This is a genomic window from Burkholderia sp. PAMC 26561, assembly GCF_001557535.2.
Taxonomy (GTDB): Bacteria; Pseudomonadota; Gammaproteobacteria; order Burkholderiales; family Burkholderiaceae; genus Caballeronia.
Window position 1 is genome coordinate 1,029,136 of the sequence record NZ_CP014315.1, and the last position, 16,834, is coordinate 1,045,969.

Here is a 16,834-nt window from a genome sequence, read left to right on the forward strand (position 1 = left end):
CCTAGTGCTCCGTGATATGTGCGTCTGGCTTTCTTGTGTCTGGTACGTGCGTGTCCGGCTCGGCAGGTTCGCTGAGAATCTTATCGCGGCCGGCATAGCCCGCGAACGCTGCCGCGAGCAGCGCATCCTGCGACCAGTTATCGCGTTCGAAGACGCCCGTCATGCGTCCCGCCGACATTACACCGATGCGGTCGCAAATGAGCATTAATTCGCGCAAATCGCTCGATACCACGACCAGCGCGCGGCCTTCGCGGGCTTGCGCGCCCATCAATGCATAAATGTCGAACTTAGCCCCGACGTCGATACCGCGTGTGGGTTCGTCGAAGAGCAGCACCGTGCAGTCGCGTGCGAGCCAGCGCCCGATCACAACCTTCTGCTGATTGCCGCCCGAGAGTTCCGACACGGGCTGCGCCGCACTCGATGTACGGATGCGCATCGCGGTGATCTGTTTTTGCGCCAGTGCGTTTTCGCGTTTTGCGTCGACCACGCCGTGCCTGGATACCGCGCCGATATTGCCAAGCGAGATATTCGCGGCGATAGGTTGGGGCAGCAACAGGCCTTCGCCCTTGCGGTCTTCGGTGATCAGTGCGATACCCTGGTTCACGGCATCGGACGGCGACTTGACGTTGACTTTCGCGAGCGTGCCGCCGTGGCGTGCAACGAAAACCTCGCCGCTATCCGCCCGATCCGCGCCATAGATCAGGCGCATGAGTTCGGTGCGTCCCGCGCCGATCAGCCCGCTGATGCCAAAAATCTCGCCGGCCTTCACTTCAAACGATACGTCGCGCACTGCGTGGCCGCGCGTCATGCCTTGTACCTTGAACGCGGTCGTACCGATACGGCGTTCGCCGAGATCGATGCGCTCGCCAATATCGCGTCCGACCATCAGCGTGACGATCTTGTCGCTGCTCAGATTGTGCATTGCGTCAACATGCACGAGTCGGCCGTCGCGCAAGATCGCTGCACGTTCGGCCACACGCGCGAGTTCTTCCAGCCGATGCGAGATATACACGAGCGCCACACCGCGCGCTTTCAGGCGGTCGACTTGCTCGAACAACAGGTCGACTTCACGCGCTGTCAGCATGGCGGTGGGTTCATCGAGGATCAGGACGCGGCAATCGCCAATCAGGTTGCGCGCGATCTCGACCATCTGCTGATGACCGATACCCAGCTCGCCCACGAGCGTGTCCGGATCGATTGCATCGAGACCGACCTGCGCCATGGCGTGATGTGCGTCCTCACGCAGCTTCGCGCGATCAATCCAGCCGAGGCCACGTTGAGGCAAGCGATTCAGGAACAGGTTTTCTGCGACCGACAGCGTGGGCAGCAGGTTCAGCTCCTGCATGACCATGCGCACGCCGAGCGCTTCGGCGTCACTACGGCTTGCCGGTGCGTACGCAGCGCCCGCAAGCTGCATGGAGCCGGTGGTCGGCGTGGCGAGACCGCTGATGATCTTCGACAACGTGCTTTTGCCCGCGCCGTTCTCGCCGGTCAGCGCGAGCGCTTCGCCGGGACGCAGATGCAGCGACACATCCATGAGCACCGGCTCGACATAAGTCTTGCCAATGCCGTGTATGGTCAGCACCGGAGGCGCATCGGCGGAAGGGACGATTGGACTTGGCATCGTTTTAGAAAGACTGGAAGGTGTTTGATGGTGAATCCGGAGCGCGGTGCGTCGGGACAGTTAAGGCGTGGAGTCGTGCCGCAGGACACACGTTTGTCCTGCGGCTCGCCATGATGGCGATGACTCGTGAAGCGTGACGCGAGCGTTACTTCTTGCCTGTGACCAGGTCGACAGGCGTCTCGACAACGCTCGACAAGTCCGACTGCTTCTGATGCGTCGACAGCGCCTTCAGCGCAGTATCGATACCGAATACCGCTTGTTTTGCAGCGTATTGGTCGGCTGTGGCGAGCACGCGGCCATCGGCAAGCATCGGCTTGATGGCGTTGATGTTGTCGTAACCCACGACCTGCACCTTGCCTGCCTTGCCCGCTGCGCGCACGGCCGATACCGCGCCGATCGCCATGTTGTCGTTGCCGCACAGCAGCGCTTTCACATTCGGGTTCGCGTTCAGGATTTGCGATGCAACCGCATTGCCTTTATCGATTTCCCAGTCGCCCGATTGCAATGCAACGACCTTCACGCCCGCAGCTTGCATGGCTTGCTTGAAACCTGCCGTGCGCTGCTGCGCATTCGTGGTGGTCGAAACGCCTTCGATGATGCCGACTTCATCGCCCGACTTGAGCTTCTGCTTGGCCAGGTATTCACCCACCTGACGCGCGCCCTTGGCGTTGTCCGGACCCACGAACGGCACGTTCAGATTCTTTGACTTGAGCACGTCGGTGTCAAGCTTGTTGTCGATGTTCACCACGATGATCCCGGCGTCGACCGCTTTCTTGATCACCGGAACCAGCGCTTTCGAGTCCGCCGGCGCGATCACGAGGGCATCGACTTTCGACACGATCATCTGCTCGACAATCCGGATCTGATTGGCGGTATCGGTTTCGTCCTTGATGCCGTTCGTGATCAGCGTGAACTTGTCGGTGTTGTGGGCTTGATAGTCCTTGGCACCGGTTTCCATCGTCAGGAAAAACTCGTTCGCGAGCGACTTCATCACGAGTGCGACGGTGGGTTTTTTGGCTGCTTGAGCGAATGCCGATGAAACGGGCAAGAGCGAGGCGGCGGCAAACACCGCGGTTGCGGCGAGTACGCGGCGTCGAGCTTGATTGTGCTTGCGGGTCATAAAGTCTCCGGAGTCCGCTCTTCGGTCTACCGGGTGGCAGCCGCGAGTCGTTTGGTCATTGCGTAGTTGAAACGCGCGAGATTGACGAATTAATCAATCTGAAAGGAAAGTCCTGATGACGGTTCCTCTGGCGTGGAGTATCTGAAAGACCGCTCCCGGTGCTTGTTTAGTTCAAGCGAGGGTGGTCTATCGAGGTCTAATGCTATCCTCGCGAATAGCGATATGCTACCTCTAAAATTGAAAGCGGGCGTTTCGAATATGGAACACGTCGACTGGGACGATCTGCGCATTTTGCTGGCCATCGCGCGTGAAGGCACCATGCGGGCTGCGGCTTTGGCGTGCGATCTGAGCGCCGCGACGCTCTCGCGCCGGCTGACCGAACTCGAAAGAAGACTAGGTGAACCCCTGATTGACCGCGTGCCTTCCGGCTGTACGGTGACCGTGTTCGGGCAACAGGTCCTGACATGGGCCGAGCAAATGGAAATCCTCGCGCATCAGATCGAGCGCGCCGGCGACGTCACCGGTTCTCATGGTCTTGAGGGCACGGTCAGGATCAACGCCGTCGAATGGATGTCCTACATCCTGATGAAGCTGCTCGGCTCCTTCCAGGAAAGATTCCCGGGGCTGGCTATCGAAGTGCTGACGTCGCAGCGCCCTTATAACCTTGCGCGTCGTGAGGCGGACATTGCCATCTGGTCGGAATGTCCGGAGGAAGGCGACCTGTATGTCCGGCGTATCGGCAAGGTGCGCTTTGGTTTGTACGCATCGCGTGATTATTATCTGCGTCACAAGGTGGCGATCAAACGGCGCGAGTGGAACAAGCTCTCGTTCGTGGGATACGACGAGCGGCGTGGCGATCATCCGGCGGCGCGGTGGCTGAAGACCTTGCCGGGCGCGCCGGAACCGAGCCTTCGATGCAGCTATGTCCTCGGCGTCTTCGACGGCGTGCTTGGAGGCTCGGGCCTGGGTGTGCTCGCGCAACTCGCGGGCGACACCACCAGTGACCTCGTTTGCGTCGAACCGCATATTCGCGAGCTTGATCAGGACGTATGGATGGTGCTGCATCCGGCGCTTCGAGGAAGCGAGCGCATACGTGCGGTATCGAATCTTGTCGCGGATATTTTTCGCTGAATTCCTCGGCCTGACGCACTAGTCGTCAAGGGCTAGGCGGCTGCGCTCCTGACCGCTTTACCGCCTAGCAGGCAAACAACGAGCGTGGCTATAACGAGCGCAAACAGCGCAAGCCGAAGGCCAAGGAACCCCGCTGCAAATCCAATCATCGGCGGACCGACCAGGAACCCGGCGTAACCCGCGGTTGCCGCCATCGAGACCCCGACTGCGGGCGTCGATGTCGATCGTCCGGCTGCGCTGAAAATGACCGGGACGATGTTCGCCAGTCCAATACCTACCAGCGCAAAGCCCACGCAAGCGGTGACCACGTTCGGGTATCCAAGCACCAGGGCAAGCCCAAGCGCTGCGATCAGGCCACCGATTGCAACCACTGCACTCGATCCGAGCCGGCGCACGGAGACATCGCCGACAACGCGACACGCTGCCATCGCAAAAGCAAACGATGAATAACCCAACGCCGCGGCGCTCGCTTGTGTATCGAGTGCGGAGCGCAGGAACACCGCGCTCCAGTCGGCAACCGCTCCTTCGACCAGCATGCAGAGAAACGCGAGGCCGGCGAGTTTCATCACCGCGCCGCTAGGCAGCACGAATCCGCTCGCCGCTGTCTGCACCCGCGGTCCAATATCCCTTAGCGCAAAAACGGCGGCGGCAAGGACAAGCATGGCGATGACTGCATCGGGAATCAGAAGGCCGCCCATCGTGCCGATGCCGTTCACCTGGAGCGCGGCGCCCGATGCCGCACCGAGCAAACCGCCCACGCTCCACGCCGCGTGAAACGACGACATGATCGGCGCGTGCCATTCGCCTTCAATGGCGCTGGCGTGTCCGTTCATTGATACATCCAGTGCGCCGTTTGCCGCGCCCAGGACAAAGAGCACCGCGCAGAGGACCGCGAAGTCGGGTACGAAGGCGGGCAAGGGCAGTGCGATCACGAACGCAAGGCCGAGGAACGCCGTGACGCGTCCGCTGCCAAAACGCGGAGCGAGGCGGCCGGCGAGCGGCATGGCGACGATCGCGCCCAGGGCGAATGCGAATAGTGCCAGTCCCAGCGCGGTGTCGCTCAGGGACAAGGTCTCCTTGATGCGCGGAACCTCGACGGCCCACGCGCCGATCCCAAGTCCGTTGGCGAGAAATATGGCGGTTGTGGCGATACGTTCGGAGACGGGTTTCATCGCGCCACCATCACGTTGCCGCAAAGGTTTTCAAATGCACCAAGGCGTTCGGCGGGGACATCCGCTTCCAGTATCAGGTGGTCGATGCCCGACGCAGGCGCTACAAAATAAGGTGCTGCAGTCATCAATTTCTCCGATGTCATTGCTATGGCGACTAGCCCACTCGCTTTTACCATTGCACGTTTCAGTTCGGCATCCTCAGCATCGAATGCGGCGACGCCTTCAGTGGTATCGATCGCGCACGCGCCCAGAAAGCACAGGTCCGCCCTGATTTGCTGGACCTGCAGCAACGCGGTGGCACCGACCGCTCCGGCGCCGCGCGGACTCATGCGCCCACCAACCAGGATTACATCGATACCAGGACGATCCATCAGCCGCGAACAGGCATCGGGGGAGTTCGTCACGACTGTGAGATCCGCGTTATCGGGCAACGCAGCGGCGATCGCGACGTTGGTCGAGCCGGCGTCGAGCAAGATGATCTGCCCCGGCCGGACGATGCTCGCCGCCAATGCCGCGAGCACTGCCTTGCGATCGCCGGCTTCGCGCAGACGCGTTGAACCGGCAGTCGATGCCGGCGATATCAGCAGTGCGCCGCCATAGACGCGCTTGCAGTGGCCGGCATCGGCGAGGTCGCGCAGGTGGCGGCGGATGGTGTGCTCGGATGTGCTGAATTCTGCTGCGAGGTCTGCGGCCAGGACGCGGCCGCGTGAGCGCAGGCGTTCGAGTATCAGCTCGGCACGTTCGTCGGGGAGGAGGGCGTCGGTGGCGTCGCGGCGGGTTCTCTGCATTGGTTGCTCGTTGTCTCAAATCGATCAAGAATGAGCGTAATGTAGCGTAAACGAGCAATAGAGGGCAAATTTTTTGACGGCCTTGAAAACGGGTGCGGAATTAAACGGTTACTCCTGCAATCCTTTCCCCCCGTTCCGGCCGCCCTAGAAAAACCCCTGCGCACTCGTGCATCCGCAACCCCGCACGAACGCAAGCTGCTCATCGGTCTCGATCCCTTCCGCCGTCGTCGGAATCCCGAGTTCCCTCGCGAGCGCCACGATCCCGCGCACGACCGCCGCCGATTCCCTCCGATGCACTGATTCCCGTACGAACGAGCTATCGATCTTGAGCGTATCGAAGGAAAAGCGGCACAAGTTCGATAGCGTCGAAAACCCCGTGCCGAAATCATCGAGCGCCAGGCCGATACCCATTGCACGAAGCCGTTCCACGTTGCGGCGCGTCGGGCCGTCGTCGCTCATCAGCACGGTTTCCGTCACCTCGATATTCAAACGCGAGGGCGCCATATCGTATTCGCGAAGCACCGATGCCACGAGGTCCGCGAACGTCTCCTCGCGCAACTGGACCGGCGACACGTTCACCGCGACGACCACCGGTTCGCGCCATCCGGCCGCTTCCTCGCATGAGCGCCGCAGCACCCATTCGCCGAGCGGCAGGATCAGCCCCGTGCGTTCGGCAATAGGCACGAACGTGGTGGGCGGCAACTCGCCGCGCGTGGGATGGGTCCATCGGACGAGGGCTTCGCGGCCAGTCGTGACACCGCTCGCGAGATTGACGATCGCCTGATATTCCATGCGCAAGCCACTGCCGAAAGCCTGGAGCGCGCCTTCGAGATCGCTGCGCAAGAGACTCAGGCTGTCATCGGAGGCGTGCGCCTGGGCATCGAAAACTGCAAACGCGCTTTTGCCGCTGCGCTTGACGGCATAAAGCGCGCGGTCCGCGCAGATCAGCAACTGCGGTCCGGTGTCGCCATGCTCGGGGTACTGCGAAATGCCGACGCTGGCGCCAATGCGCACGAGCGCGTCATTGAGCACGAACGGCCGGGCGAGCGTCTTTACAATCTGGTCGGCGAGCAGGCGGACCTCTTCGCTGAGAGACGCATCGTTCGATATGGCGACGAACTCGTCTCCCGCCAGACGTCCGACAATATCGCCCTGGCGTAGCACCGCCCGCAAACGTCTCGCCGATTCCTGCAGCACGAGATCGCCGGCGGCGTGGCCGAGGCTGTCGTTGATCGCCTTGAAACCGTCCAGATCGATAAGCAATACGGCAAACGATCCGGGGCGCAGCGCGGGTTCGGCATCGGTACGATTGAGCAGCAACTCGCTGATGCGCGCACGGTTGGGAAGACCCGTCAGGCTGTCGTGGCGCGCAAGACGGTTGCTGGTTTCCTGCGCCCGCAGCATGGCGACCGTGTCCTTGTTGCTGCGCAGTGCGACCGTGAAAAATCCTGCGGCACAGAACGGCGCCTGGAACAGCAGCACGATCTTTCCCGATCCGGGCGACATTGCCGCGCCCAGGCCGAGCAGCGCAAAGATGACGGATATCTGGATCATCACGAGCCGCGGCGTGCCGGCATTGCGCCCGGCCAGTCCACCGACCACGCCGACCGCGCAGACGTTGCCCAACAGAAAGAGCGTCTGGTCGCCGCTGATGTTGCAAAGCAGCGCGCCGAGTCCGAGGAGCGCGCTCCACACAATGCTGGCGACAAGGAAAAGCGACGTAGGGGTAGGTTCGTTGCGCTCGCTGCGCCTGCAGCAAACGGCGATCAGCAACAGCCGCGCGGCCAGAACCACGAGCACGGCCAGCGTCCAGGCCAGGTAGCCCGCGCCCGGGTAGAGATATAACGCCGTCAGACAAACGCTGAGCTCGCAAATCGATGCCATGACAATCGACGTTGTCCTGGTGAAAAGATTCGAGAGCAGGACTTGCCGGTTGTCGGCGCTCAGGTCTTGAGCGGATCCTACGAGCCATTTGAAAAATGGCGACTGCGGTTCGCTGAACGCCATGGAGTGCGCAATGTATGGTGGTTATATGGTTATCGGCGCGACTGGCTTTTTCTGTTGCGAATTATCACGTGAATTGCGCGTTTCGCTGAGATAAATCTATCCTGACGTATATGCAAGGCGTGGTTGGCTGCGAAGAAGAAACAGATCATGGCGGCTTGCAAACGGCAAAACGGCCGTTGATGAACAGCCGATTTGCGGTTACGTCACGGCTCTCCGACCGACATCACGCCCAGATAGGACTCCAGTCTCAATGCGCGGTCGCGCGTGAGGGACATGCCTTCGTCTTCCTGCATCGGGACGTACATCGTGCCCTGGCGCGTTGCGAAAATTGCCGATTGCGTCGCCAGTTCGGCATCGCGGAAAGTCAGCCAGGTCCGCTGCGATGCCTTCAGCTTTTGTGCGGGCACGGCCGGAAGCGTCTTCAGCAAGCGCTGATACGCAACGTTCAATCGATGATCAAACGCCTTGTAGGCGACCGAATAACAATCCGACATGTCCGCGGTCGAGATGGTCTTCGGATTGTTCAGGCACGCGTCCAGCGCGTCGGATGTCTTGTCCCTGGGTTCTGCGGACGCGGCGAAAGCCGATGTTGCTGTTGCCGCGCAGAGGCACGAAACCAGGAGCAGCGGGGCGATCCATCGGCCGGGTTCATGAGAGAGCTTGTTGATCATCGAAGCGGGTCTGTTGACATGAAGGATCGCCATTGTGCCGTGCATTTCATGTCGGTCTTAAAACGACGACACAACCAGTCCGCCAATATCCGCAATCGCCGCTTCCCTGCGAGCGGTTTGCGCGCTCGTTTGTGTCAGATAAGCCGTGACGAGCAGCGGCGCGCGTTTGGGCGGCCAGATGATCGCAATGTCATTGGTCGAGCCGTGCGACCCTGTGCCGGTTTTATCGCCGACGCGCCAGTCCTTCGGCAGCTTCTCGCGAATGCGCTTCGCGCCGGTCTTGTTCGCGATCAGCCAGTCCCGCAACTGGGCGCATGAACTCACCGATAACCGGTCCGTCAGCAGCAGCGTGCGCATATTGGCGAGCATGGCGTTGGGCGTGGTGGTATCGCGCGGATCGCCAGGCGTGCTTTCGTTGAGCGTCGGTTCGTTGCGGTCGAGGCGCGTTTGCGTGTCGCCCAAGGTCCGCACAAACGCAGTCAGCGCGGCCGGTCCGCCGAAGCTCGCGAGCAGCAGGTTGGCGGCGGTGTTGTCGCTGAGGGTGATCGCAGCTTCGCAGAGCGCGGCGACACTCAAGCCCGCGCTGTCGGCGTGATGTTGCGTGACGGGCGAGTAATCGACCAGATCGCTCTTCGAATAGACGATCTTCCGCCTCAGGTCTTCCTCGCCCTTGTCCACGCGCGCCAGTACGAAACCGGCGGCGAGGAACTTGAAGGTGCTGCACATGGGAAACGCTTCGTCGGCGCGCAGTCCGGCGTGGGCGCCTGAACCCGTGTCCAGGACCGAGACACCGAGCCGGCCACTGGTGCTCGCTTCGATCCGCGCGAGCCGTTTGCTTATCTTGTCCGCTAGACCGGCGCCATTGCTATCTGCGGCCATCGCCCATTCTCCAAACGATGCCGCCACAACACCAGCTAGGGACGCGCCCGCAAGAGCGCCCGTGAATATCCGCCGTGTAACCATTGATCCTCCATTCGTGACCTGAATTGAGCGCTCAATATCGACGGTTTGGATCGCACTGACAAACGATGATAAATTGACGCGCACCCAAGAAAATCTAATGGATCGGCTAAATCATGCGGCCTTATCTCCCTCTGAACGCCTTGCGGGCGTTCGAATCGTCCGCGCGGCATCTGAGCTTCACGCGCGCCGCGCTCGAACTGAATGTCACGCAGGCGGCGGTCAGCCAGCAAGTGAGATCGCTTGAAGAACGGCTTGGCACGACGCTCTTCAAGCGCTTGCCGCGCGGCCTTGGGATGACCGACGAAGGCCTCGCGCTGCGCCCGGTCCTGACCGATGCGTTCGATCGGATCGAAGCTGTCCTCAAGCAATTCGATGGCGGCCATTTCCACGAGGTGCTGACGGTCGGCGCCGTCGGCACCTTCGCGGTCGGCTGGCTGATGCCGCGCCTCAAGTCGTTCCGCGCGGCGCATCCGTTTATCGAACTGCGTTTGCTCACGCATAACAACCTGGTCGATCTGGCAACCGAAGGGCTGGACTTCGCGATTCGTTTCGGCGACGGCACATGGCCGGGTTCGGTCGCGACCAAGCTCTTCGACGCGCCGCTTGCCATCTTGTGTTCGCCGGAGATCGGGCAGCGGCTCGATCAGCCCGAGGCGCTTGCCAACGAGACGTTGTTGCGCTCGTATCGTGTCGATGACTGGACGCGCTGGTTCGCCACCGCCGGCATCGCGCCGCGAACGCTGCGCGGTCCCGTATTCGATTCGTCGCGATTGATGGTGGAAGCAGCCATGCAGGGCGCGGGCGTGGCGCTCGCGCCCGCCGTGATGTTCGAGCGCGAACTGAACATGGGCAGTCTCGTTCGTCCGTTCAGCGTCGAGGTGAACGCGGGCAGCTACTGGCTGACATCAGTGAGAGGAAAAAGCATGACACCCGCCATGCTTTCCTTCAGCAACTGGATTGCCGGCGAAGTCTCGACGGGACACTCATAAGAAACCCATGCCCGATGCCTTGAGCGTGGCGGCGGCGCGCGTCGAACACTCGAGCTTGCGGAATACGCTCTCCACATGCGTGCGTACGGTGCTCGGGCTCAGTTCGAGTTCGCGCGCGGCTTCCTTGTTGCTCGCGCCACGGCTGATGGATCGCAGGACGTCGATTTCACGCGCCGACAAGCGCACTGCGGGCGGCCTTGCGCTGTATCGTTCGCTAGGGGTTGGCGCAGGACCTGAGGCGAGCAGCGCATCCATGACGGTGGTATCGAAGCGTCCTTGCGCTGTTTCGGCCCGAAGCAATTCGGCCGCGGCGTGTGGGCTCATGGCTTCGCGCCACGGGCGTGGCGAGCGCAACGCCACCCATGCGGCGGACGCGGCCAGCATGTAGTCGCGGTCCAGAATCCGCTGAGCTCGCTCGCCGATGACGCCGCCGCAGCCAAACGCGCGATCGATGCGCAAAACGGGCCGGTCGTGCTCGTCGGCCATTCGTGGGGCGGCGTGGTGATCACCGAGGCCGGCAACGACGACAAGGTGAAGGCGCTCGTCTACGTCGCCGCGTTCGCGCCGGACAACAACACGTCGATCAACGACATGCTCAAGGGCAAGCCGGCGCCTGCCTGGGCAAGTGAATTGCAAAAGGATTCAGGCAATTACCTGACGCTTTCCACCGATGCAATCATCCACCAGTTCGCGCAGGATCTGCCGGTGCCACAGGCCCGGCTGATCGCCGCGACGCAAGGTCCATGGGCGGCCAGCGCGACTGACGACAAGGTGTCGACCGCTGCATGGCACTCGAAGCCGTCGTGGTTTGTCATCGCCGACAAGGATCACATGATCGATCCGCGTCTGCAAACAGCCATGGCCGCTCAAATCGGCGCGACTACCACGCATGTCAATTCGAGCCACGTGGCGATGGTGAGCCAGCCGAACGCAGTGGCGGCAGCGATCATCGCGGCGGCAACCAAGGTGCATTGATGAATCGGGATAGGCAGGGTTGCACGATTTGATTCGCGATCCCGGTCGTCCTTGCATCGGCTGCAAGTTTGCAGTCCAGTAGATTTTTCGGCGCGCTGTGTGGAATTTTCCCTTGATTCGAGGCGTTATCCGAACGAACCGCAGCAGAGCGGGAACCATCGGAGCCTAGAATGTTCGACTATCGGCGCATCCTCACGTGTTACGACGACACGGCGGAGATGAAGGCGGCGTTGCATCACGCAACATCGCTTGGAAAATCCTTGCGGGCGGAGTTGCACGTGCTGGTTGTCATCGATAAAGCCGCAATGGTGTCGTCCACACTCGGCCTGCCGTCCGATGGCGCTTATATGAACATCGAGCATACGGCGCGCGAGACGTTGAAGCGCGGGCTTGATCTTGCACAGGAGCGTGGCGTAAGCGCGCACGGGCACGTTGCGGTGGGCAATATCGTCGATAACGTGCGGCACTACGCCGAGGCGTTGCGCGCTGATTTCGTGGTGGTGGGGCACAGGCGACGGTCCGGATTTGCACGCCTGTGGCATGGGCCGGCGCCGCATCAGACGCTGATCGGACGATGCGGGGAGAGTGCTGTGATTACGGTGACGGTTTAAAAAAACGGCGTGCCAGTCGGTCCGGCACGCCGTCTTTGTATGTCAGATCAGAACCGGTGGATGATACCCACGCCCGCCGCAAACTGGCTCGGCGACGAAGATGGCGCCGACTGGAAACCATCGCCGATTGCCGACGTTGCGTTGATGATGCTTACGCCGTTCGTGCCGAGCGTCTTGCCGTTCGCGCGCTGATAAGCCTGCAGAGCGTAAAGGCCCGTGCGCTTGGACAACGAATAGTACTCGGACAGGTTGAACTGCTGGTACTGAGCGGAACTGGTGATGCCGTTGGCCTTCGTCGCACGCGTATAGCTATAGCCCGCAGCGAGGTCGATCAGCGTAACCGGTTTCCAGTGCAGCACGGCGCCGCCCGTGTTGAAGATCTCGGTCGTCTTGAAGCTCGAGTTGATGCCCGGGATGTACTGCACGTTCGAATATGTGAACGTGATGTCGAGCGCTTGCGTGAACGTATAACCGCCGGCGACCGCAATGCGCTGCTGCGCCTGCGCGGTCTGATAGCCATTGGTCACCGCCGATACACCCGATTGCCCCGCCGAGTTCGTGGTGGAATCCGCGCCGAACGCGCCGCCGCCCGGCGTCGAGTTGTTGATGCGCGTGATGCCTGCCGCAAGGCCGAACGGACCATTCGCGTACTGGACCGCGCCGCTCCACGTCGAGCCTTGATTCACGCTGCCGGGAACGCCTGCGAACGAATATGAGCCGCTGATCGTGACGCCATAAAATTTCGGCGACGTATAGACCAGCGAATTGTTCGCACGATAAATCGTATCGAGTTCATCCAGGTCGCCCGGATGCGCGCCGAACGCGCCGGTCAGCCAGGTGGTCGGGCTGTACGGCGCGAGCAGCGTGTAGTACGACGTGTACTGGCGGCCTGCGGTGAACGTACCGTAGGCGGGATTCGTCAAGCCAACCCATGCCTGGCGGCCGAACATTGCGTTGGTGAATTGCTGGCCGCCCGTTGCCGAGTTGAAACCCGACTCGAGCTGGAAGATCGCCTTGTTGCCGCCGCCGAGGTCTTCTGCGCCCTTGAGGCCGAAACGGCTGCCTGCCCAGACGCCCGGCAGCATCTTGACGTTCGAGCGTCCGCCCTTGTTCGAACCCAGCGACGTCTGGCTGCTTTGATACGTGATCGAGTCATCGATAATGCCGTACAGCGTCACGCTGTTCTGGGCAAAGACCGGCGAAGCGAGGGTGGCAAGGCCGAGAAGGACGGCCTTTTTGGCGTGGCGTGACTGCATGAGATCTCCTCTTTTTTGTATCAATGATTGCGATGCGGCCAGCAGCGTCGCGGACAATGTTTTACTACAAAGTGCCTGGCAATTCCTGTCGATTTGCATGCAGTGTTTGCCCTCATAGCAAACCCGCGTAATCGCATTCGTGCACGCCGCGAACACCTGGCCGGACTGCGAGCAGATGCCCGTCGAGTTCGTTGGCGCCGGTTGCTGGTTGTATGGATGTGATGAAGAGCGTGTCGAGATCGCGGCCGCCGAACGTGCACATGGACGGCTTGCTGACTGGCAGTTCCAGGGTGCGGTCCAGTGCGCCGCCGGGCGTGAAGCGCAGCAGCACGCCGGCGTCGTTCGCGCAGGTCCAGTAGCAGCCGTCGGTATCGATTGCAGCGCCGTCCGGGCGTCCCTTGAAGCGGTTCAGATCGGCGAAGACACGGCGGTTGCGGGGCTCGCCGGAGTCGATGTCGAAGTCGAATGCCCACACGAGGCGGCGCGACGGATGCGAGTCCGAGAGGTACATCGTCGTGCCGTCGGGCGACCATGCCAGGCCGTTCTGCGTGATCAGATCGCACACCACGGGCGCCGAAAGCAGGCCTTGTGCGTCGTATCGGTACAACACGCCAGCCGGGTTCGCCGCCGCCATGTCCTGCACCATCGTGCCGGCCCAGAAGCGGCCTTGCCGGTCGCATCGGCCGTCGTTGAAGCGCATGTCGGCGAAGGGGAAATCGGGCGCGGCGACCCGCCTCACAGTCACGTCATTCGCGTCCGATAGCGTCACTGCAAATAGCCCGGTCTCACAGCCCGCCAGCACGGTGCCGTTGCGATCGAACGCGATGCACGCAACCTTTTCCGGCAATACCCAGTCGGTGCGCGTACCTGTTTCCACCTGCACGCGGGCGATCGTGCGCGCGGGGATATCGACCCAGTACAACGCCTGTTCGGCTTCGCGCCATACCGGACTCTCGCCCACTTGCGCCGGGATCCGACCGGATGCTTCGACGCGTTCCACGTGTGCTGTTTTCATCGATGCATCGCTATGCATTGACCGGCTGCGCGACGGTTGCGTCGGCGCGCCGGTTGACGAGCGAGGGACGCACCAGCGTCCACAGCAGCACTACGCCGATCAGATCGCCGAAGCCGAGCGCCACGAAAAACGGCGCATATCCAATGGTCGATACCAGTGCACCGATCACGAGCGTGAAGCCCAGGTTGCCGATCCCCGCCGATAACCCCGCGAACCCCGTCACCGTCGCAACTTCGCGGCGCGGGAACAGGTCGGCCGACATCGAAATGACAGTGACCGAGAGCGTCTGGTGCGCGAAGCCGCCAAGGCACAGCAGAAAGATAGCTGTGGAGGGATCCTTCACATAACCGACGCCGGCCATCGCGGTCATGATCAGCGCGCCGAACGTGAAGACCATGCGCTTGCCGTTGATCACCGAGATGTTGAAATGCTTGTTGAGGTACATCGAAATCGTGCCGCCCATCAGGCAGCCGATATCCGCCGCGACGAACGGCAGCCACGCCGTCATGGCGATGGCCTTCAAGTCGAAGCCGCGCGCCTGATGCAGATAGAGCGGCATCCAGAATACGAGCGTGCCCCAGACCGGATCGGCAAAGAAGCGCGGCAGCGCGATGCCCCAGAAATTGCGTTGACTGAAGATCTTGCGCAGGTTGGGTTTTGCGCCGTTATCGGAGAGTTCGGCGTGTTCGCCTTCCACGATATAAGCCGCTTCCTTCGAAGTAAGCGACTTGTGTTCGCTGGGATGACGATAGAACACGATCCACAGCGCCGCCCATACAAGGCCCAGGCAACCCGCAATCACGAATGCCATTTCCCAGTTGTACTTGAGGATCGACCACGCAATGAGCGGCGGGGCGGCAATGGCGCCTATCGACGTACCGATGTTGAAGATACCCGCTGCGAGCGCGCGTTCGCGTGCGGGAAACCAGAACGCGGCCATGCGCATGCCGGCCGGAATAAACGACGCTTCAGCAAGACCGAGCAGGCCGCGCAGCACGAACAGGCCGACCCAGCCGCTCGCGAAACCATGGCCGATACACACGATCGACCACATCAGGCCGCATAGCAAAAAGCCGAAGCGCAGGCCAATACGATCCATGAGGTAACCGGTGGCCGGCGCGCCGATCGGGTACATCACGAGGAAGGCTCCGGTGATCCAGCCGTATTGCTGGGTGGAGATATGCAGGTCGGTCATGACCGTCGGCGCGGCGACGCTCAGCGAGCTGCGCGCGAGGTAATTCATGACGGTGCCGAGCGTGAGCAGGCCGATCATCCACCAGCGCAGGCCGCGTAGTTTCATTGCCATGTCGGTGTCTCCGAAGCCGTTGTCTTGCCGGCGATGGCATGCGGTTTTATGTGCTGCGCGCGCATTGCTTTATCGGCCGGACATTGCGCACGTAAGGTACGTTACGTAATGTGAACGCATCGTATGTCAGATGACTTACCTGACGCAACATTAGCGCCCTCAGCGTTTACACCAGTAATAATTCCTTGGATTCGGGCATGAGGATGGCGAAAATGTTGGCAAACCGGTATCTAGGGGCCTTGCGGGCGGTTTTCGGACTATATCTGGCCACCGCGCGCGGTGAAAAGACGTCGTACAACATAGGGTAAGCGATGGCGCTCGCGTGACATGGCGCAAGATTGATGTTTCATTGATGCATCATTCGGCCCCTTTTAAGGGATGGTAATATTCGACGCCAGTTACCCCAAAATGTCTGAAAGCACGGGCACGGTGTATCGATAATCAACTGGCCACGCGCCACTTCCATATTTGAGTTTCAGCGATATTTTGTTACAGGAAGTATCGATTGCCGACGCATATAGCAAGTTCGATCAAGATATGACTTGAATCGCTCGGTTTGAGGGCGGAGATTGCGGCCAAATGGACACTAAATGAAAAATGTATTTGTCAGAGGATTAGCACAACTGAAGAGCGTGCTTGTCCGCCTGTCATTAAAGGTCGATAACGTAGGTTATGAAAGTGCGCCGATCTTCTCAGGCAAATGGCCGAAAATCACGAATAAAGGGCGCATTTACATCGCGGAGAATTGCTCGTTTCGATCATTCCGCACGCGTCAGCACATTACCGTGACAAAGGACGCCATATTGGAGATCGGACGAAACACGTTTATGAACGACGGTGCCAACCTGTGCGCGACGCTTTCCGTGAAGATTGGCAAGAATTGCAAGATCGGTGATATGACATATATTTACGATACCGACTTTCATCAGGTATCTCCGCAACATCCGACCAAGCGCGCACCTATATTCATTGGCAATAATGTCTGGATTGGCGCTCGTTCCACCATATTAGCCGGCGCGGATATTGGCGATCATTCCGTTATTGCCGCGGGTTCGACTGTTACCGGAGAAATCCCCGCGAAGAGCTTGGCAGGGGGCTCTCCGGCACGCGTGATAAGAACGCTGGATGTTCCGGATGACTGGGTTCGCGATTAAATCAGCGGGAGTTGGATTAGGGCAGTCAATGCCGCTGAATATCGGCGAATAT

At 60.8% G+C, this 16,834-nt stretch carries 15 protein-coding genes and 1 pseudogene; 5 read left to right on the forward strand and 11 right to left on the reverse strand.

The window, feature by feature from the left end; genetic code table 11:
- Position 1: 1 nt before the first annotated feature.
- Positions 2–1,624, reverse strand: a complete 1,623-nt coding sequence (locus AXG89_RS39275; RefSeq protein WP_075358394.1) for a sugar ABC transporter ATP-binding protein — start codon at positions 1,622–1,624, stop codon at positions 2–4.
- A 145-nt stretch (positions 1,625–1,769) separates the two neighbouring features.
- On the reverse strand, positions 1,770–2,744 hold the full coding sequence (locus AXG89_RS39280) for a sugar ABC transporter substrate-binding protein (protein ID WP_062002041.1): 975 nt from the start codon (positions 2,742–2,744) through the stop codon (positions 1,770–1,772).
- Positions 2,745–3,002: 258 nt separating this feature from the next.
- On the opposite strand from AXG89_RS39280, the gene AXG89_RS39285 reads away from it, so the two are divergent.
- Positions 3,003–3,875 carry a LysR family transcriptional regulator gene (locus tag AXG89_RS39285; RefSeq protein WP_062002040.1) on the forward strand — a complete coding sequence of 291 codons (873 nt, stop codon included), beginning with the start codon at positions 3,003–3,005 and terminating at the stop codon, positions 3,873–3,875.
- 32 nt (positions 3,876–3,907) lie between these two features.
- Here AXG89_RS39285 and AXG89_RS39290 read toward each other — a convergent pair whose 3' ends face one another.
- The 5 genes and pseudogenes from AXG89_RS39290 to bla form a co-directional block, all read right to left on the reverse strand.
- Complete coding sequence (locus AXG89_RS39290) at positions 3,908–5,047, reverse strand: MFS transporter (protein WP_075358395.1); 1,140 nt, start codon at positions 5,045–5,047, stop codon at positions 3,908–3,910.
- Positions 5,044–5,835 (reverse strand): DeoR/GlpR family DNA-binding transcription regulator, encoded by a 792-nt coding sequence (locus AXG89_RS39295; RefSeq protein ID WP_075358396.1) that lies wholly within the window; start codon positions 5,833–5,835, stop codon positions 5,044–5,046. Before AXG89_RS39295 ends, AXG89_RS39290 begins: the two co-directional genes overlap by 4 nt.
- Positions 5,836–5,935: 100 nt before the next feature.
- Positions 5,936–7,842 (reverse strand): annotated as a pseudogene (locus AXG89_RS39300) (putative bifunctional diguanylate cyclase/phosphodiesterase).
- Between the two features lie 203 nt (positions 7,843–8,045).
- On the reverse strand, positions 8,046–8,546 hold the full coding sequence (locus AXG89_RS39305) for a lysozyme inhibitor LprI family protein (RefSeq protein WP_162916239.1): 501 nt from the start codon (positions 8,544–8,546) through the stop codon (positions 8,046–8,048).
- Positions 8,547–8,570: 24 nt separating this feature from the next.
- Positions 8,571–9,476, reverse strand: coding sequence for a class A beta-lactamase (gene bla, locus AXG89_RS39310; protein ID WP_075358398.1), 906 nt, complete (start codon positions 9,474–9,476; stop codon positions 8,571–8,573).
- 113 nt (positions 9,477–9,589) lie between these two features.
- On the opposite strand from bla, the gene AXG89_RS39315 reads away from it, so the two are divergent.
- Positions 9,590–10,465, forward strand: coding sequence for a LysR family transcriptional regulator (locus AXG89_RS39315; protein WP_062002035.1), 876 nt, complete (start codon positions 9,590–9,592; stop codon positions 10,463–10,465).
- On the opposite strand, the gene AXG89_RS39320 is transcribed toward AXG89_RS39315, so the two are convergent.
- On the reverse strand, positions 10,460–10,789 hold the full coding sequence (locus AXG89_RS39320; RefSeq protein ID WP_083637880.1) for a response regulator transcription factor: 330 nt from the start codon (positions 10,787–10,789) through the stop codon (positions 10,460–10,462). The genes AXG89_RS39315 and AXG89_RS39320 overlap by 6 nt on opposite strands.
- Here AXG89_RS39320 and AXG89_RS39325 point away from each other — a divergent pair.
- Together AXG89_RS39325 and AXG89_RS39330 are read left to right on the forward strand one after the other, a co-directional pair.
- Complete coding sequence (locus AXG89_RS39325; protein ID WP_083637883.1) at positions 10,715–11,440, forward strand: alpha/beta hydrolase; 726 nt, start codon at positions 10,715–10,717, stop codon at positions 11,438–11,440. The genes AXG89_RS39320 and AXG89_RS39325 overlap by 75 nt on opposite strands.
- 170 nt (positions 11,441–11,610) lie before the next feature.
- The gene (locus AXG89_RS39330) at positions 11,611–12,051 is read left to right on the forward strand and encodes a universal stress protein (protein ID WP_075358399.1); all 441 of its coding nucleotides are present in this window, start codon (positions 11,611–11,613) and stop codon (positions 12,049–12,051) included.
- 47 nt (positions 12,052–12,098) lie between these two features.
- Here AXG89_RS39330 and AXG89_RS39335 read toward each other — a convergent pair whose 3' ends face one another.
- The 3 genes from AXG89_RS39335 to AXG89_RS39345 form a co-directional block, all read right to left on the reverse strand.
- Positions 12,099–13,307 carry a porin gene (locus AXG89_RS39335; RefSeq protein ID WP_075358400.1) on the reverse strand — a complete coding sequence of 403 codons (1,209 nt, stop codon included), beginning with the start codon at positions 13,305–13,307 and terminating at the stop codon, positions 12,099–12,101.
- A gap of 112 nt (positions 13,308–13,419) precedes the next feature.
- On the reverse strand, positions 13,420–14,322 hold the full coding sequence (locus tag AXG89_RS39340) for an SMP-30/gluconolactonase/LRE family protein (RefSeq protein ID WP_075358466.1): 903 nt from the start codon (positions 14,320–14,322) through the stop codon (positions 13,420–13,422).
- A gap of 10 nt (positions 14,323–14,332) precedes the next feature.
- Entirely contained in the window at positions 14,333–15,628 is a 1,296-nt protein-coding gene (locus AXG89_RS39345; protein WP_075358401.1) for an MFS transporter, read from the reverse strand.
- 590 nt (positions 15,629–16,218) lie between these two features.
- Between AXG89_RS39345 and AXG89_RS39350 the strand changes: the two genes are divergently transcribed.
- A complete protein-coding gene (locus AXG89_RS39350) occupies positions 16,219–16,782 on the forward strand; it encodes an acyltransferase (protein ID WP_075358402.1) in 564 nt (187 codons plus the stop codon).
- Positions 16,783–16,834 lie beyond the last annotated feature (52 nt).

What these genes read in the sequence shown, in the direction of transcription:
- AXG89_RS39275 (WP_075358394.1), bottom strand. Translation starts at nt 1,624, where the DNA reads ATGCCAAGTCCAATCGTCCCTTCCGCCGATGCGCCTCCGGTGCTGACC.
- AXG89_RS39290 (WP_075358395.1), bottom strand. Translation starts at nt 5,047, where the DNA reads ATGAAACCCGTCTCCGAACGTATCGCCACAACCGCCATATTTCTCGCC.
- AXG89_RS39340 (WP_075358466.1), bottom strand. Translation starts at nt 14,322, where the DNA reads ATGAAAACAGCACACGTGGAACGCGTCGAAGCATCCGGTCGGATCCCG.
- AXG89_RS39305 (WP_162916239.1), bottom strand. Translation starts at nt 8,546, where the DNA reads ATGGCGATCCTTCATGTCAACAGACCCGCTTCGATGATCAACAAGCTC.
- AXG89_RS39280 (WP_062002041.1), bottom strand. Translation starts at nt 2,744, where the DNA reads ATGACCCGCAAGCACAATCAAGCTCGACGCCGCGTACTCGCCGCAACC.
- AXG89_RS39285 (WP_062002040.1), top strand. Translation starts at nt 3,003, where the DNA reads ATGGAACACGTCGACTGGGACGATCTGCGCATTTTGCTGGCCATCGCG.
- AXG89_RS39335 (WP_075358400.1), bottom strand. Translation starts at nt 13,307, where the DNA reads ATGCAGTCACGCCACGCCAAAAAGGCCGTCCTTCTCGGCCTTGCCACC.
- AXG89_RS39295 (WP_075358396.1), bottom strand. Translation starts at nt 5,835, where the DNA reads ATGCAGAGAACCCGCCGCGACGCCACCGACGCCCTCCTCCCCGACGAA.
- bla (WP_075358398.1), bottom strand. Translation starts at nt 9,476, where the DNA reads ATGGTTACACGGCGGATATTCACGGGCGCTCTTGCGGGCGCGTCCCTA.
- AXG89_RS39350 (WP_075358402.1), top strand. Translation starts at nt 16,219, where the DNA reads ATGAAAAATGTATTTGTCAGAGGATTAGCACAACTGAAGAGCGTGCTT.
- AXG89_RS39315 (WP_062002035.1), top strand. Translation starts at nt 9,590, where the DNA reads ATGCGGCCTTATCTCCCTCTGAACGCCTTGCGGGCGTTCGAATCGTCC.
- AXG89_RS39320 (WP_083637880.1), bottom strand. Translation starts at nt 10,789, where the DNA reads ATGAGCCCACACGCCGCGGCCGAATTGCTTCGGGCCGAAACAGCGCAA.
- AXG89_RS39345 (WP_075358401.1), bottom strand. Translation starts at nt 15,628, where the DNA reads ATGGCAATGAAACTACGCGGCCTGCGCTGGTGGATGATCGGCCTGCTC.
- AXG89_RS39330 (WP_075358399.1), top strand. Translation starts at nt 11,611, where the DNA reads ATGTTCGACTATCGGCGCATCCTCACGTGTTACGACGACACGGCGGAG.